The organism is Microcoleus sp. A006_D1, assembly GCF_036702805.1.
Classification (GTDB): Bacteria; Cyanobacteriota; Cyanobacteriia; order Cyanobacteriales; family Microcoleaceae; genus Microcoleus.
Genome location: NZ_JAUBVZ010000003.1, coordinates 484,144 through 501,329, shown reverse-complemented (window position 1 = coordinate 501,329; position 17,186 = coordinate 484,144). Strand labels below are relative to the sequence as shown.

Annotated in this window: 15 protein-coding genes and 1 other RNA gene; 4 read left to right on the top strand and 12 right to left on the bottom strand. The window is 46.6% G+C overall.

Annotated features, from left to right (window positions below; translation table 11 throughout):
* Positions 1-260 precede the first annotated feature (260 nt).
* Positions 261-1,973, bottom strand: a complete 1,713-nt coding sequence (locus QUB68_RS07885) for a zinc metalloprotease HtpX (RefSeq protein ID WP_332991006.1) — start codon at positions 1,971-1,973, stop codon at positions 261-263.
* Between the two features lie 346 nt (positions 1,974-2,319).
* Here QUB68_RS07885 and QUB68_RS07880 point away from each other — a divergent pair, with 346 nt between their 5' ends.
* The 3 genes from QUB68_RS07880 to folB all read left to right on the top strand — a co-directional run bounded on the left by QUB68_RS07880 (position 2,320) and on the right by folB (position 5,773).
* The gene (locus QUB68_RS07880) at positions 2,320-3,609 is read left to right on the top strand and encodes a glutamate-5-semialdehyde dehydrogenase (protein WP_442923050.1); all 1,290 of its coding nucleotides are present in this window, start codon (positions 2,320-2,322) and stop codon (positions 3,607-3,609) included.
* A 306-nt stretch (positions 3,610-3,915) separates the two neighbouring features.
* Positions 3,916-5,283, top strand: a complete 1,368-nt coding sequence (locus QUB68_RS07875) for a serine/threonine-protein kinase (protein ID WP_332991002.1) — start codon at positions 3,916-3,918, stop codon at positions 5,281-5,283.
* Between the two features lie 124 nt (positions 5,284-5,407).
* Positions 5,408-5,773: a dihydroneopterin aldolase gene (folB, locus tag QUB68_RS07870; protein ID WP_332991001.1), complete on the top strand. Its 366-nt coding sequence runs from the start codon at positions 5,408-5,410 to the stop codon at positions 5,771-5,773.
* 317 nt (positions 5,774-6,090) lie between these two features.
* On the opposite strand, the gene nuoK is transcribed toward folB, so the two are convergent.
* The 11 genes from nuoK to QUB68_RS07815 all read right to left on the bottom strand — a co-directional run bounded on the left by nuoK (position 6,091) and on the right by QUB68_RS07815 (position 16,556).
* Positions 6,091-6,396, bottom strand: a complete 306-nt coding sequence (gene nuoK / locus QUB68_RS07865) for an NADH-quinone oxidoreductase subunit NuoK (protein WP_332991167.1) — start codon at positions 6,394-6,396, stop codon at positions 6,091-6,093.
* Between the two features lie 144 nt (positions 6,397-6,540).
* Entirely contained in the window at positions 6,541-7,164 is a 624-nt protein-coding gene (locus tag QUB68_RS07860; RefSeq protein ID WP_332990999.1) for an NADH-quinone oxidoreductase subunit J, read from the bottom strand.
* Between the two features lie 112 nt (positions 7,165-7,276).
* A complete protein-coding gene (gene ndhI / locus QUB68_RS07855; RefSeq protein WP_332990997.1) occupies positions 7,277-7,855 on the bottom strand; it encodes an NAD(P)H-quinone oxidoreductase subunit I in 579 nt (192 codons plus the stop codon).
* Positions 7,856-7,966: 111 nt separating this feature from the next.
* Positions 7,967-9,085: an NADH-quinone oxidoreductase subunit NuoH gene (gene nuoH, locus QUB68_RS07850; RefSeq protein ID WP_332990995.1), complete on the bottom strand. Its 1,119-nt coding sequence runs from the start codon at positions 9,083-9,085 to the stop codon at positions 7,967-7,969.
* 476 nt (positions 9,086-9,561) lie between these two features.
* Positions 9,562-9,952, bottom strand: a transfer-messenger RNA (tmRNA) gene (ssrA, locus tag QUB68_RS07845).
* A 217-nt stretch (positions 9,953-10,169) separates the two neighbouring features.
* Complete coding sequence (locus QUB68_RS07840) at positions 10,170-11,963, bottom strand: serine/threonine protein kinase (protein WP_332990993.1); 1,794 nt, start codon at positions 11,961-11,963, stop codon at positions 10,170-10,172.
* A 119-nt stretch (positions 11,964-12,082) separates the two neighbouring features.
* Positions 12,083-12,346, bottom strand: a complete 264-nt coding sequence (locus QUB68_RS07835) for a Txe/YoeB family addiction module toxin (protein WP_332990991.1) — start codon at positions 12,344-12,346, stop codon at positions 12,083-12,085.
* On the bottom strand, positions 12,343-12,921 hold the full coding sequence (locus QUB68_RS07830; protein WP_332990989.1) for a hypothetical protein: 579 nt from the start codon (positions 12,919-12,921) through the stop codon (positions 12,343-12,345). The genes QUB68_RS07835 and QUB68_RS07830 overlap by 4 nt, the downstream gene beginning before the upstream one ends.
* Before the next feature lie 2 nt (positions 12,922-12,923).
* Positions 12,924-13,577 (bottom strand): S1 family peptidase, encoded by a 654-nt coding sequence (locus QUB68_RS07825; RefSeq protein WP_332990987.1) that lies wholly within the window; start codon positions 13,575-13,577, stop codon positions 12,924-12,926.
* A gap of 189 nt (positions 13,578-13,766) precedes the next feature.
* On the bottom strand, positions 13,767-15,737 hold the full coding sequence (locus tag QUB68_RS07820) for an ArnT family glycosyltransferase (protein WP_332990985.1): 1,971 nt from the start codon (positions 15,735-15,737) through the stop codon (positions 13,767-13,769).
* A 249-nt stretch (positions 15,738-15,986) separates the two neighbouring features.
* On the bottom strand, positions 15,987-16,556 hold the full coding sequence (locus tag QUB68_RS07815; RefSeq protein WP_332990983.1) for a hypothetical protein: 570 nt from the start codon (positions 16,554-16,556) through the stop codon (positions 15,987-15,989).
* 259 nt (positions 16,557-16,815) lie between these two features.
* Here QUB68_RS07815 and QUB68_RS07810 point away from each other — a divergent pair, with 259 nt between their 5' ends.
* A complete protein-coding gene (locus tag QUB68_RS07810) occupies positions 16,816-17,148 on the top strand; it encodes a DUF565 domain-containing protein (RefSeq protein WP_332990981.1) in 333 nt (110 codons plus the stop codon).
* Positions 17,149-17,186 lie beyond the last annotated feature (38 nt).

Below are 17,186 nucleotides of genomic sequence, written 5' to 3'. Positions count from 1 at the left end.
ATGCCTTAAATAAAAGTTCGCAGCAGCGCTGTGCTGTTGAGAGCTACTACAAACCAATACTTTATATGAAATCCGGCTACAAATACCGTTTTACTTTCAACGGCGCCAGATTTTAGATATTTTTCCCAGCCGCACGCAATTTTAAGGCGAAATCGCGGACGGTAATCAAGCAGTTTGTTTGTGTTTGGGAGGACTGAAGTCCTCACTACAAACCTGGTTCGTAGTAAGGACTTCAGTCCTGTCAACTGTTAAGCTGCAAATCAGACGAATAGAGATGCAATGCCGATCGCGATCGCACCGAGTCCCATCACAAAAGACCAAAAGCGGTGATAGCTGCTAACAGTCGTACCGCTATCGCTTTCAAGCTTAATCAAATCCATCCAAGGTGCAACACCTCGGCGGAACCAACCCAAAGCGCTAACATCCATACCGATCAAACTTTTAACCCGCTTCATCCCAAACAGAAAATTACCAATCGGCCCAAAACGAGAAGCATAGCGCAGATAAATCATTCCCGTTTTGTCTTGCAATTTCAAATCAGAACCAAACGCATAACCCGCATCGCCGCGACCAATTAATTCACCTTCTAGTTTAGCAGGTTGACCGCGTAAAGGACTAGCATAAGGGTCAGACATTAAGGTTAAAACATCCAACTGTTCTGCTTGTGCGTAATTCGGGAACATTACCAAAGCTTTGATTAAAATTCCCGCGCCCAAACCGATTAAAGGACAAGCAACCATCATCATCGGATTCGCAGCAGACAGCGAAATGCCGATCGCAAAACCCACCGCTAAGCCCAGAGTTTCCGCACTGTAAAGCAGCAAATCGAAAAAGAAATTACCGTACAATTTCCGCTTGCTCAAATGGTGGCCTTCGCCGACAATCCTGCCCATGTCAAACTCAATATCCAAGCCTAATTGTTCGGCGTAGGTGCTCAAAGCGCGAACTCGCTTACCAGTCAGCGGGTGAGTCGAATTCAACTCCATCCACCAACCCCACGGATTAAACATATCCCACAGAAACACTCGCCCAATTTTTTCCGGTTCTGAAGAAATCCGGTAAGCGGTACCTGTAGAAGTGGCAGCTTTGGCATCGTAAATGCCTAAAGCGCGAGTTCCTTCTAACAAGCGGCTGGGTTCCGTTGCTCTTTGTCCTTCTTCCAAAATACCGTAAGCAATCTTTACCAAAGCGCGGGATAAAGCGTTGGGGTTTCCGGTAGTTTCGGCGGCAAAATGGTCGGCAAAATATTCTCGCGTCCGCGACAAATACAGCAACAAATAAGTGCCGGCGATGTAAAATAAATAAGCCACAGCAGCGACGCTACCTGCCGCATCTTTAGCTTTGTCGCCGCCCTTCCGGCCCAGGCTTTGAGCTGTAGTATAAATTAAGTAAGTAATCTGCACTAAAGTTGAAGCTAAAGTCATTACTGCAAAATCCCAGTGAACGATGTGACCGAGTTCATGGGCGTAAACAGTGGCAATTTCATCGTCGTCTAAATAGGTGAAAAGACCTTGACTGACGACTAAGCGAGCGCTATTAGGAAAGGAACCGTAAGTAAAAGCTGTGGGGTTTTGATCGTCGATAATTCCTAACCGCGGCTGTTGCAGGTTTTTCTGTTTGCAAACTTTCTGAATAACTTTTGCTGTTTCGGGACTGTGGCTTTCAATTTCTGCTAGGGAAACCCAGCGAGTTTTGTAAAGCCAATTTTGGGTTAAGTCCATCAAGTAAGGTGATAGGAAAAAAGCTGCGATGTTAAAAATTAGAGTTATCGGAAGTGCGATCGCCAATCCGACGACTGGATCGGGACTGTTGACAATCAAAACTGAGGCTAAGGATAGCGCCAACACCATACCAAATAGCAGGGTGATGGTGACGCCGGAAGCTAAAACCAGATTTCCGCCAGTTTTCTGTATCAGTTTAACGCCGGCTTTGGGCGATCGCCCTGCCTTGCGTAAAGGAGCTTGAGATGACATAATAATCTCCTAAGGTTATTGACAAAAAGTAATTACCGTGGGAATTTATCTATACTTCACTGTTTTAACCTATAATTGCGGAGCGCGGTAAGGGGTCTCAACAAAAATATATAATTTCCTGTAAATTGTTAAGATTGAAAACTGCCAGCCCAATTTATTTCCGAGAATTCAACTCCTACCTCAAAACTCAAAAATCAAAACTATTTAAAAGTTACCACAAAGAATTGGTTTAAAGCCGGAACCCTTGTAGGGAGAAATTAAAATCAGACAATTCATTACTCCAATCCTCTTCATTCCAGGTTAAGTGCTGTCAACTGTCAACTGTCAACTGTCAACTGTCAACTGAATGAATGCCATGTCGATTATTGAAATTGCCCAAAAAACGCGCGCCTCTGCTAGAAAACTGGCAGTTTTGTCCGCTGATGCCAAAAATCAAGCTATAGAAGCTATTGCTAAAGCTTTAGAAGCCGCGGCTGCGGATGTTTTGGCGGCGAATGCTGCTGACTGCAAAGCTGCTGAGGCGGATGGTATTGCGAAACCGTTGTACGATCGCCTAAAATTAGATGAGAGCAAGTTGAAAAGTGCGATCGCGGGCGTGCGAGATGTTGCCAAACTCCCAGACCCGATCGGTGCTGTGCAAATCCACCGCGAATTAGACACAGGATTAATTCTGAAGCGCGTTACCTGTCCTTTAGGCGTTTTAGGGATTATTTTTGAAGCGCGCCCAGAAGCCTTAATTCAGATAGTATCCTTGGCAATCAAATCGGGCAACGGCGTAATTCTCAAAGGCGGCAAAGAAGCCGTCCGTTCCTGCGAAATCTTGACAAAAGTGATACATCAAGCATTAGCAGAAACGGCGGTAAATCCCGAAGCAGTGCAGTTGCTTACCACGCGGGAAGAAACAATCGAACTGCTAAAAATGGATGAATACGTAGACTTGATCATTCCCAGAGGTTCTAATTCCTTCGTGCGGTTCGTGCAAGAAAATACGCGGATTCCCGTCTTGGGACACGCCGACGGAATTTGTCATTTGTACGCAGACAAAGCAGCGGACATTCAGAAAGCAGTAGAGATTTCTGTCGATGCCAAAACTCAGTATCCCGCCGCCTGCAATGCCATTGAAACATTGTTAGTTCACAGTGCGATCGCCCCCATTTTCCTGCCCGCCGTCGCCCAAGCTTTGCAGCAGAAAAAAGTCGAATTGCGGGGAGACGAACCAACTCGCGCCATCTTGGATATTGCAGCAGCAAATGAAGCGGATTGGTCTACAGAATACAGCGATTTGATTTTGTCAATCAAAATAGTAGACTCTGTGGAAGAGGCAATTAATCACATCAATACCTACGGTTCTAGACATACAGATGCGATTGTCACCGAAGATAGCGAAGCCGCCGAAACATTTTTAAATCAAGTCGATGCAGCCGGAGTTTATCACAATTGTTCGACTAGATTTGCTGACGGTTTCCGCTACGGTTTCGGCGCAGAAGTGGGGATTAGCACGCAGCAAATGCCACCTCGCGGCCCAGTTGGTTTAGAGGGTTTGATTACCTATAAGTATCGAGTTGTTGGAGATGGCCATATTGCCGCGAGTTATGTGGGGAAAGATGCTCAGGAATTTACGCATCGGGAGTTGTAGAATAGAACAGTGCGATCGCACTCGCTACCTCAGAAACCAGGTTTATTCCTATATTTGTCGTTACTCAACGCAAAACTCCTAGCAACCTGGTTTCTACCCCCATGTTTAAATCCTGAAACTGTCGCTATGTGTTGATGTCAGCATTAAGTAATTTAAAACAAGATACTGAATCTTAAGCAAAGTGTGTTTTCTACTTCATTTATCCTGAAAACAAACGATCGATCGCCCTCGCATCCAACCAAACTTAGCTACAATAAGCTATACCGTGCTCCGCGACTCCCCAACTCGAACAATTAGCCGTGGTTTATGTCTAACTCCTCCCCCCTCGCCCCAGGTTCCACCCTCGAAAAACGCTACCGCATCATCCGCGAATTGGGCCGCGGTGGCTTCGGGCGCACTTACCTCGCAGAAGATACCAACCGCTACGGCGAACAATGCGTGCTCAAAGAGTTTTCCCCGGTGGTTCAAAGCCCGAAAGCGGCCGAATTGTTCGATCGCGAAGCGAGTATGCTTTACACCCTCCAACACCCGCAAATCCCCCGCTTTCGAGAACTCCTGCGCACCGATTTGGGCGGGAATCCATCTTTATTTTTAGTTCAAGACTACATCCCCGGCCAAACCTACGAAGAAATACTTATATCCCGCCAGCAGCAAGGTAAAAATTTTACCGAAGCTGAAGTTACTCAACTGCTATTTCAAATTTTACCAGTTTTAGAATACATTCATTCCCGCAATTTAATTCATCGCGATGTTTCGCCCGACAATATCATCCAGCACAGTGTTGACAAACTGCCATTTTTAATTGATTTCGGTTCAGTCAAGCAAATCGCAGCAACGGCCGTATTTCAGTTTAGCGGACAATCGGATACTGCGATCGGCAAACAGGGTTATTCGCCCGCAGAACAAATGCGGCTGGGGAAAGTTTCGGCGGCTAGTGATTTGTACGCTTTAGCCGTGACGGCTTTGGTGCTGCTAAGCGGCAAAAAGCCTCAAAAAATCTACGATATCCATAACAGAACTTGGGATTGGCGATCGCACGTCACAGTCAGTCAAAACCTGGGAACCGTGTTAGATAAGATGCTAGCAGATCGGGCGGGCGATCGCTACCAGTCCGCAAAAGAAGTCCGCGAAGCCCTCAAAGATCCAAAATTATCCCAAATTGGCAACATCATCTCCCAAATGGTGACAATGAACTTTGTCGGGCGCCCCTTCAAACACAGCACTCAAACCGCTACCAACAACAATCCTCCTGTTGTGCAAAACAATCAAATTATCAACAGCAACACCAGCAAATTTAAGTTAATTCCTTGGAAAACCCTAATGAGTTTAAGTGTGGTTTTATTGCCGGGGATTCTAGCTTTTAGTGCGATAAAATCTGGTTTTACGCTGCCAAAACTGCCTGATTTGCCTAAAATTCCAGAACTTCCGCATTTTCCAGATACATCTTTGGATACAGAAATAGCCCGTCAAGAAAAGATTGGCAAGCGCCGCAAAAACCTGAATATTGATAAGGATATTTTTTATCAGAAAGTGGATGAATTGTTTTACAATAAATATCCAGAACTAAAAGGTCGGAGCTTGACAGAAAAGCCAGAAGATGCAGGAATTAGACAGAACTGGTGTCAGGTTGCTGAGGATTTGCTGGACAGGTTGGAGAAGGGAGGGCAGCTTTAATATTTAAGATATCATAAGAGCGCACGAACAGCAGAGAGAAATATTGGCGCAGAGATAGAGAGAGGAAATAAAAATTTATCTGGTTCAATGTAAATTGGTAGATGCACTTTTAGTTTATTTCACAATGGATTCTATTCAACTTACAGGAATTCGCTGCTACGGATACACTGGCTATCTGCCAGAGGAGCAAGTCTTGGGGCAGTGGTTTGAGGTGGATGTCACTCTCTGGCTAGATTTGTCGCCCGCTGGAAAAAGTGATGATATTCAATATACTCTGGATTACCGGAGTGCAATTACTCTGATTCAACAGCTAGTCAAAAACTCGAAGTTTTTATTGATCGAACGGTTAGCGGATGCGATCGCCCAAGCGCTTTTAGAACTACCTTTAGTCGAGCAAGTCAAGCTACAACTATCAAAACCTGCCGCTCCTATCCCTGACTTTGGCGGCAGAATCACTCTCGAAATTACTAGAACCAAAGACAGTAATTAACTGGTTGCGAGCAAGGACACGGCACCGTATCCAAAGCCTGTCAACTTAAGCTTGAAAACCTTTGTATCTCTCGTTTATAGCCGAGGCCTGATCCCCCTAAATCCCCCTAAAGCAAGGGGGACTTTGAATGCTTCCAGTTCCCCCCTTGCTTTCGGGGGGCTAGGGGGGATCAGGGCCTAATCGTCCAACAGCCGTCTGTGACTACGTTTCTAGCCCCATGCGTAAGCCATGAAACTGTCAGAAGTTTTGACTAATGACTAATGACTAATCACCAATGACTAATGACTAATGACTAATGACTAATGACTAATGACTAATTACCACTTCAGCAAATTAAACTCTTCCATGTCTACAGTATTGCGGTTGCGGTAAATCGCCAAAACAATCGCCAAACCGACGGCGGCCTCAGCAGCCGCAACCGTTACTACAAACACGGTAAATACTTGACCTTTAATCTGTACGGGGTCAAGATAGTTAGAAAAAGCCATCAGGTTGAGATTGACTGCATTCAGCATCAATTCGATCGACATCAATACCCGCACTGCATTTCGGCTGGTAATTAAACCATAAATCCCAATGCAGAAAAGTGCAGCACCTAATAACAGGAAATACTGGAGTTGCAGTTGCATAAATTTTTTGAGTTGCTCTCAGTCAAAATTACTACAAAACAGGCAGATAGAGTAGCTGCGAACAGAAACTCGGTTTCTCGCATGAGGTGCACAGTGCGCACCCTACGAAGAAGTAGGTGCGCAGTGTACAGCCTATTTTTACTTTGTTTCGGGTGAAGAAACATCACCGGCCGAAACTAATTCGCGGGGCCGTTCTGGCAAGCTAAAAGCTGGTGTTTCCGATTGCTTGGTTGACAGTTCATCCACAAAGAAATCGCGGCGTGCCAACACAATTGCTCCTACCATTGCCATCAACAGAAATACTGATGCTAACTCGAAAGGTAGCAAATAGTCAGTGAAGAAGTGTTTGGCGATCGTTACAATCGAACTTTCAGCAGGGGCTCCCGTCGTCGTCACGATCGCCCAAGGAGTAGACACCACCATCGTACCCAACAGCGCAAACAAGCCACCACAAACCACTGCGGTTGCTAATTGACGCACCCAAGCGTTGGAAATCGTGCGGAAGTCTTCTCGCTTGTTTACCAACATGATGGCAAACAAAATTAAGACGTTGACAGCGCCAACATAAATCAAGACTTGCGCTGCTGCGACAAAATCAGCATTCAGCAACAGGTACAAACCCGCAATGCTGGTAAATACGCCGCACAGCAAAAATGCTGAGTAAACGATGTTGGAGAACAAAACTACTCCTAATGCTCCTCCAATCATCATTACGGACAGTATGCCAAATGAAACAAGTTGAACCCCTTCGGCTAGATTCACAATTTTTAATCCTCAATCCTTAGTTTTCTATTGTTGGTTTTTACTCATTAGTTAGCAGTCATTAATCATTGGTTATTTCACTAATGACTTATGACTGCTGACTAATGACTAATTACTTACTTTCCTGAATTTCCTCTGGGCGGAGACCAGCGCGGCGATCGGTGTAGGAAACTTCATGAGGGTCGATCACACCTTTCGGCAAATAAGCGAATTCCCGCAATGGTGTTACCATCGGGTCATCTGTAACCTTGTAGGGCAAACGTCCAAGGGCGACGTTATCATAATTCAATTCGTGACGTTCGTAAGCAGCTAATTCGTATTCTTCTGTCATCGACAAACAATTCGTCGGACAATATTCTACGCAGTTGCCACAGAAGATACACACACCGAAATCTATACTGTAGTGCTTGAGCTGTTTCTTCTTAGTTTCTTTGTTAAATTCCCAATCAACCACAGGCAAATTGATCGGACAAACCCGAACGCAGACTTCGCAGGAAATGCACTTGTCAAATTCAAAGTGAATTCTGCCTCGGAAACGTTCGGAAGGAATTAGTTTCTCGTAAGGATACTGCACCGTAATCGGCCGCCGTCTCATGTGGTCAAAGGTAACAGATAGCCCTTGACCGATATACTTAGCAGCTTGAAGAGTCTCTTTGGCGTATTCGCCTACTTGATTGAGGAATTTTAGCATGGTGTTCTCTCTCTGTACTTGAGTTTTTGGTAATTACTAATTTATAATAGGTAATTGGTTAACAGCTAATTTTTTTATTTATTTTAGCTATTGCCCTTTACCTATTATGAATTAACCGCCAAAAGCAAAGGGAAAGGCAAGTTTCAAAGCTGCGGTTAATAGCAAATTAACTAAAGCAACCGGAAGCAAAAACTTCCATCCCAAATCTAGCAATTGGTCGATCCGAACTCGTGGCAGAGTCCAGCGGAGTAGTACAGCTAGAAACAGGAAAAAGTAGGCTTTGAGCAGGGTCATTGTAATACCCAGCGTGCCAGTAATTACCTGCAACCAAGGAGTCGTCTCGCTCAATCCCAGGGCATTACTAATGACTCCGACGGGAATCGGGCATTCCCAGCCGCCGAGGTACAAAACGGCTACTAGCAGGCAAGAAAGGACGAGGTTAACGTAGGAAGCGATGTAGTACAAAGCAAATTTCATGCCTGTGTACTCAGTCTGATATCCTGCTACCAATTCTTCTTCTGCTTCTGGAAGGTCGAAGGGCAACCGTTCGCATTCTGCGAGTGCTGCGATCCAGAAAATTAGGAAACCTGCGGGTTGTCGCCAGACGTTCCAGCCGATGATGCCGTAGCCTGCTTGTTGGTGTACGATGTCGATCGTACTTAAGCTGTTGGACATCATCACAACTGCCAATACTGCTAAAGCTAGGGGAATTTCGTAGCTGAGGGATTGAGCGGCGGCTCTGAGTCCGCCGAGGAGGGCGTATTTGTTGTTAGAAGCATAGCCCGACATCAGCAAGCCGATCGGCTGAATGCTAGAAAGAGCAATCCACAGAAATATTGCTGTCCCCATATCGGCGATGAGCATATGCTCTCCGAAGGGTACGATCAAGTAGGACAGAAACACGGGAATCACGACAATTACCGGGCCGAGCGTGAACAGCAGCGCGTCAGCTTTTGCCGGTACAATGTCTTCTTTGAATACCAACTTCAGGCCGTCGGCAACGGGTGCGAGCACTCCCAGAGGGCCGAGGAATTCGGGGCCAATCCGCTGTTGAGCGGCTGCGGAAATTTTCCGCTCTAGCCAGACGCTAGTCAGTACCCCGAAAACAGCACCGACAATCATCAGCAACATTGGCAGTGGTAGCCAAAGCACTTGGGCGATGTCTGCCGGTAAGCCCCAATTGATTAGGGCTTCTACGAAACTTCCTTGTAAGTCAATTCCTGGGTTCATTTTTCCAGCTTTTGAGCGATCGCCATATAATTTTTCACCCGTCCTTCGTAGGAGTAGGCTTAGAGAGCGGGGACTTTGTAAAGATTTTTAATGCTTTACCGCCTATAAGTATATCGCCCGACAGCCCCGAAGAACGCACGGATGAGGTGAAGTTCTAATTATGTGATCCCGCAGCTTAGCTAATGGGTTGGTAACTTATACGATTTGTGATCTGAAATTTGAGATTGTAGATTTTAGATTCGGACTTAGGCACGGGTGGCCAGAAACCGGGTTTTTTTACGAAAATCCTCTGCTGTCGTCCACCGATTAGGTAAAAAACCCGGTTTCTTTGGTCTTGTTGCGTCCAGGACTGTAGATTTTAGATTGAATCAAGATTAAATGCCAAACAAAAGGGCTCGCGAGTTAACTCGCGAGCCCTTTGAATGTTGTAAAGCGACTTTCAAATGGCTTAAACCATTGATTTTACGTCACTTCTTTTATGGAACTGGGCAGAATCGAACTGCCGTCCAAAATGGGTATTTACCTTCCGATCGTTCACAGGTTTATCCCCTCTAATCCTTGGGGCGGGAACCATCTTTATCCCAAATGGGGGGATTTTCTAGTGATTGCTTTCCCGGCTAGACGACTAGAAACGTTTAGCTAGGGCATCCGTTGGGGGTTGTTATGCTGCCTTTAACGGAGTTAAGCTGCATACACTCTGAACCAAGCTAGAGAAGTTTTTAGGCTACAGCTACGGCTTTGCGAGCGAAAGGAACGATGTTGTTCGCATTTACTTTTTTGTTTGAGCCGATATTAACGAGAGTGGACTCCCTCTCGACCTGCATCACGGAGCAGCTTTCGCCACCCTGTCGAAACCATTACAGCCCCTCGTGTCCTCTAATTGTAGACCATATTTTGTGTAACGTCAATTGATTTTAGATTTTGGATTTTAGATTTTAGATTGGGAATTGGGAATTTTAGATTGTTTTACCAATAGTTTTGGGTGCACTACCAAACCAAGAAACCGGGTTTTTTACCGAGACTGAGGGTTTTTAGCAAATATTTTCGTAAAAAAACCCGGTTTCTCAACACCCGTGCGAGATTCCTAATGCAAGTTGTCGTCCCACACGCCGATGTAAATCCGATCGCGCTCATTACGTTCGATCGTCCCTTCGACAGAACCCTTCCTAAAAGTAAATCGATTACTCCGGCGCTGCTGCACATCTCTAAACCCCTGCAAAATCTCGCGATCCGCGCCACCAACCATCCCGTTTAACGCGGTGCGCACCACCAAATCGTCCACCGTCGGGGCAAAAGAACCCTCTGTTTGCACCAGTTGGCCGGAATCGCGATCGTAAATATAGCCGAGAGTCACCCGGTTCGGCAGCAATTCGTAAAGTGCGGTGCGAGTATTCGGCCAATAGCCGCGGCTTTGAGAGTCTGTCGGATTTCCCAATGCGGATAAAATCTGACTTTCCGGCGTACCAACCGCAAATCCTGGGATGGTGGGAGTCTTCTGATAGCTGGTTGCCGGTGGTTCGCTGGGTGCGGGTCGATCGGGCGGCAATTGCTTGTCAACAAGTTTTTCCGTTGGCTCTTGTAGGGGCGGTGTCCCCGTGCCCGCCCCCGCTGGTGGGGTTGGAGTTGGTGCTGGATTTGGCGCCGGGGTTGGAGTTGGCGCCGGGGTTGGAGTTGGCGCTGGAGTTGGAGTTGGCGCTGGGGTTGGAGTTGGAGTTTCAGCAGCAGGCGGCGGAGTTTCTCGGCGAGGGGGTATTGGTGCGGGTGTTGAAGAGGGAATTGGTGCGGGGCTGGTGCGCGCATCTGGATCTGCGGGGGCCGAAGTGCGATCGTCCTTGTTCGCCACCGGTGCGGGCTCCGAAGATTGTCTGTTGAGGAAAACCCTCGCCACACCGACTAAACCTGCAACCATCAGGGCGATCGCCACCAACCCCAAAATCAACCAAAGCTTGCGATTGCTGTCCCCATTCGTCACCACAGCAGGCGCTGTTCTCACATTTGCCGGCGACTGAGGCCCGTGTCCCGGTATCACCGCCACCGTCGGCCCGGTGTCCGGCGACGCAGCAGCACCCTGCCCGTGCAGCAGCGACAGCCACTCATCCACGCTAGCAGGGCGATTCTGAGCCTCTACCGTCATCCCCCGCATCACCGCTTGACTGACAGTCGTACTTAACTCTGGCCGCAAGTCCCGGGGTGAAGGCATCGGCTGGCTGGTGCGCAAAATTGCAGCCACCGGCACCCGTGCTGTGAGTAAAGTGTAAAGCGTCGCCGCCAGCCCGTAAACATCTGTGGCGGGCGTATATTTTCCTTGGGCGAAATACTGTTCTGGAGGTGCGTAACCGTCGGACACCATATTAGTGTGATTTTGGGTGGCACCGCTGGTAAACTCGCGGGCAATGCCAAAATCAATCAGCACGACTTCCTGAGTGTTTTGGCGCAGCAGGATGTTTTGCGGCTTGATATCTCGGTGCAGCAAACCCTTTTGATGAACTGCTTTCAAAGCAGCCCCAATTTGAGTGATGTAGAGAATTGCCAGATTTTCTGGGAGGGGATTGTTTGTACCGACTACATCGCCCAAATCCTGACCGGCTATGTAGTCCATTACCATGTAGGGCTGTCCGTCTTCCACAAAAAAGTCGCTGACGCGCACGATGTTCGGATGCACGCAGGAAGCCAACCGCCTTGCTTCGTCTTGAAATTTGCGATCGAACTCAGCAAACTTAGGATCGCGCCGCAGAGATTCGTTGAGGGTTTTAATCACCACGGGCTGTCCTAAATAGCGGTGATTTGCTCTGAAAGTAATCCCAAAGCCGCCCCGCCCGAGTTCTTGTTCGAGGGTATATTTTCCGCCCTGTAAACTTTTGCCGATTAGTGCGTCCATAATATGTCTAGGCGATCGCAGACCAGATAATATGGCTGATTATTGCACGTATAGTTAACCAACTCACCACTCTAAAGGGCGATCGCTCTTTCCCTGTATTGCTGAATCAATTAGAAACATTACTCATAATGTGTCCACATCCGCAAAATTTTGACCGTATTCTCAGATTCAATTACTTCGTACACCAGACGATGTTGAATGTTGATTCGTCTTGAATATGCACCTGCCAAATCTCCCACCAATTGCTCGTAGGGTGGCGGATTCTGAAACGGATTGGTTTGAATGATGTCGAGTAACGTTTGCGCTTTGTCTCGTAAATTACTAGAAGCCAGATTTTTGGCATCTTTTTGCGCCTGCTTGGTGTATACCAGATCCCAACTCACCACTGTAACTCCCGATCGCACTCTTCTATTGGCGTTGCCAGCCCTTCCCGAATTGATTCCCGCATTCCTGGCACTGAGAGAAGATACTTTGTTTCTTGCACCGATGCCGAGTCAACTTCAGACAATAACACTGCATTGCTAGTCTGTCCTGCGATCGCGATCTGTCGATCGGCAATCTTACTCATTGTCATTAATTCAAGAACAATCACAGGCATGACGTAGGCTGCTGCTATGCCTATTGCTGGCGAAATTGCTGCTGAAACAGAACTAACAAAAGTTTTTTGTAGTATCTCTGACGAAGAAACTAGCTGTTGTTGTTCATCAGCGTATCTTTCATTGCCACTTAAGAATTTTTCAATTTCATCGCGGACTTTTTCAATCAATAAATTTTTTGTTTGTTCTGATCCTAATGGGAATGTGTTCTCTGGCATTGCATTGAGCCACTGTTTCGCTGCCTCTTCGTAAGAGTTAGTCGCATCCACTAGCTGTTTTATCCTATTTCGTTGATATCTAGGCAGCGTTGCGAGCCACTCTTCACTATCAATCTGTAATACTTGTGCTAATTTATTTTCCATATCTACAACATTTCGCTAATGTACTCAACAGAAACCGCATGAGTAGTCTGATGGAGGGTATGCGGATCTACTCCAGCCAATGAAATACCACCTCCACCACCTGGAGCATATGACCCAATGAGGATAGCAACGACTGTAGTAGTATATGCAGAAAATATAGGGCTTCCAGATTGACCTGGGCGAGCCTGAGTATTCAGCACGACGTGCTTGGTTTTGACTATTCCATTTTTAATTAAGATTCGTGCACCGATCTCAGTTCGTTGATGAGTAAGTACCAATCTCCCATGATCTGCGTGAGGATAACCAAAAATATCAACAACACTGCCCACGTTTAGAATATCCGTGCTACCTATCGATAGGTTAGACGACACATCAATATCAGCAGATAAAATACACAAATCCGTGAATGGATCGATAGCTTCAATGCGAACTGGAATTACCTGAACTTGAGAATCAGAAGTATCTTGATAGTCATCAATCGAATTGTAAGTTCTTAGAACCACAACTAGATTCTGGTCATCTTTATTAGTAACATGGGCAGCAGTAACAAACTTTCCTGGACTATTTAATAGAGTTCCTGTACCAAGCAACTGTACCCCGTTCGCTCCTGTTCGTCCCACCGCAAATACTATGTTTGGTAAAGCTGAGTATGACATTTTACTTCTGACGATTTAAGTATGAACTTGCCATATAACTACCAATTATAGCACAAATATGGGATAACACTATTGTGTAGATATTATACCACCTTTTCGTCAAAGTTATGTTTCTAAGCCGATCGGAGCATACCGCAGCTTCAACCTCAGACATTATACGATCGATCGCCAAAACCGCAGTACAATCCACTATTTCAAAAACGCCTTTCTCGGAACCCTCGCCAGTTGGTACGCGCCCCGACTATCCAACAATTGATATTGATTTGGCTGCAATCCGAATTCTTTAAACTTGTGTGGATATCCCAGCACCATAATAGAGGGAGAAGTGTTGTTTTTGGATTCCTCAATGTAGTTTTTCGCCCCTCGGGAAAGTCGGTAGAAAGTTACCGGATCTTGGGTATAAAAAACCAGACTTGGTTTCCAGAAACCAATCATCATCAACTCTTCCCCCGGCAGTTTTTGTTGGACAACAACCTTCGCTAACTCTCTGAGAGGTAATTGGCGGTTGATATCGACCAAATTGTAGGCCGGAGTCAAACCAAAAATGATAAATGCGACTAATCCGATGAAGTTGGCAACCAAAATCCAGCGCTGTTTCCGCTGCCAGAGTAAAAGTGCGATCGCCCCAGCCGCCGTTATCCAAATCGCACCGCCGACAATCAGCAATCCGGACTTTTGAAGTGCTTCGGGAAAATTGGGCATCGCTGGATCGTCTCCCAGCCAGTTGTAGCAGTAGAAAGTTGCTCCGGCTAGAATTAATAAAAATACAATATTAACAAAGTATGTAACTAACAGCGACTTCGGTAGAGAATTCGGTTTTTTTTCTAACTTTATTCGCCTATTTTCGGGTTCTTTTCCTGCAATAATATCACCCCATAGCAGCGTTACCAAAATCGCGGCCGCTGGCAACAAAGGTAGTACATAACTAGGCAACTTTGTCACGGCGATCGTGAAAAAGCAGAAGATGCAGCCAAACCAAAATAAGGCAAATAAACTCAATTGAGCCGATCGCGGTTGACGACGCCAATAACTACGCTGCCAAAAACGGGTACGGGCGATCGCCAGCGGCAAATAAATCGACCAAGGTGCAAAACCAAGCAGCACTACAAAAAAGTAAAAATACCAAGGCGCGGAGTGCTTGTTGACTACTTCAGTAAAACGCTGAAAATTGTGATAGCCGAAAAAGCTGTCAATATAAGTTTGACCATTGGCTAAAGTAACCAGAATAAACCAAGGCAGGGCGATCGCCAGAATAATCAAGATTCCCGACACCGGACGCATTTCTCGCCAAAGTTGCCGAAAATTGCCCAAGTACAGCGTAAAGCTGCCAACAATCAGGGCTGGGATGACAATTCCCACAGGCCCCTTAGCCAGAATTGCTAAAGCAATTAGTACATAAAAAGTCAGATACCACTTATTAGGAAATCGCGAAGTAGAAACAGTGGAAAGTTCTGCTTGTGATCTCTGTTCTTCTAGGGTGTAACCGAGGAAAAAGGCGAGGAGTGCCGAACACATACAGGCGCTCAAGAGCATATCTGAAACGCCCGTCCTTCCCCAGGCAATAGTTTGAGGATTTAACGCAATTAAAGCAGCACCAATCCAAGGAGTAGAAAGAAAAATCGGGAGATTGGGAGATTGGGAGAATTTTGCTTCTTCGTCATTCCCTCTTCCTTCTTCGTCATTCCCTCTTCCTTCTTCGTCATTCCCTCTTCCTTCTTCCTTCTTCCTTCTTCCTTCTTCCTTCGATTTCGATTTCGATCGCGATAGAGTATAGAATCCGAGGCAAGTAAGCCCGATCGCGCACAAGGCCGAGGGGAGCCGCACGGCCCATTCATTAACGCCCAGAGTGCGGTAAGCCACCGCCATCAGCCAGTAAATCAACGGCGGCTTGTCAAACCTGGTATCACCGTTGAAATATGGCGTGATGAAATCCCCTGTCACCGTCATTTGACGGGCGGCTTCGGCAAACAGCGGTTCAGTTTCGTCAACTAAGCCGATGTTGCCAAGATTCCACAAAAAAGCTACAAAGCCGATCGCGCCCAGCCACAACAGCGACAGTAACAAAGGTGCTAACGGGCGATTCCTAAACTCTGACAAATTTTTAATAACTTCTTTCACCCAGACTTCCTGCGATTTTAGATTGTAAATTTTAACTCGCATAGAGAGTCTACCGAAAAATTCGGCTTCAGGAAACTCCAAGTTCGATCAAATCCGGTTCAACTCAAATCTTGCACCACGCTCAGCAATACCCAAGAAACCGGCTTTCTCGACCAAAATCTCGGGCCGCAGCTAAGTAAATCCACCTAATGAAATGTCAAATACGGCTCGCGACAAAGCTTGCTGTGTATGTCTTCTTCCTTCCTTCTTCCTTCTTCCTTCTTCCGACTTCCTTCTTCCTTCTTCCTTCCTTCAAGGCTGCAAAATTAATTGCCATTCTCCGACTGTGCCCTTCCAAGCGGGCGAGGCTGTCTCCCCGGCGACGTAAGGCCCCCAGTAGCGGCGAGAACCATCCTGAGCAAAAACCACCAGAATGTCTCCCGGTTTGATTTGTAACTTGCCCTCCGGCAGCGATAGCATCAGTCCCTTGCCACCGCCTTCTCCCGGTGCAAAATCCCAGTGCGCCGGTTTGCCGTAGGATTTCTCGGCTTGCCGTTTCGACAGCAGGGCTACTCGCACGGGGCGATCGCTCCGGTTGCTGACGCGCAAACTGCCGATCGCTTTGCCATTGACAGGAATTGAGGAATTACTTTCCTCCACAGGTTCCGGGGGTAACTCCGGTTTCGGCTGACTGGCGGTGTCTACCGAAGCTGTCTCGACTCTCGACACCGGGGGTGTTGGGGGGAGTGCGGTGGCTGCGTTCGGCAGATCGCCAGGCTGATTTGCACCGTTGGAGATCGTGATTTCAAAACGTCCGAGAAAGATTCCTGTCATTAGGACGATCGACAATCCAATTAAAATCTGGTAAATTTTAAGATTCATAAATTTTCAGCTTAAAGAATAGATAGACTGCACACCCCAATTAGTCATAACTATCTTGAATGTAGAACCTGGGGCTACTGTGCCACAAGATACAGTTACACTTAATTACTTGACGGTTCGGGGCTATCAGCTCCCGATCGCTCAATACCATCTTAAATGTTAAATTTTAAATTTTAGATGGGGGCCTACACACTCGGTAAAGATTTGGAGTCGCTCTCGACCCGCATTTTTTCACTTATCAGTATAAATTTTTACTTCTATGCAGAATACCCGAATTAACAGATTGCTAGACGTTCTGGGCGAGCAATTCGCACGCTGGGCGAACAATCCTTGGCGGCGGATTTCGCTTTTGGTCATTAGCTTGCTGTTCGGCACTTTTTTGGGAACCGCTCTTTCGACGATCGCCGGACAATCGGCTGATTGGGATATTATCGCGGCGGCGCTGTTAGTATTGTGGACGGAGTTGGTGAGCCTGCTGCTTTATGGTTGGCGGCGGCAAGGAGCCCGTTATTTATGGGTGGAAATGCTGCAAGCTCTGAAAATTGGTGTTACTTACAATTTATTTGTGGAAGCTTTCAAGCTTGGCTCTTAACAAGTTTTGAGTTGTAGGGGCCCTGCTTTTGAGTGTCC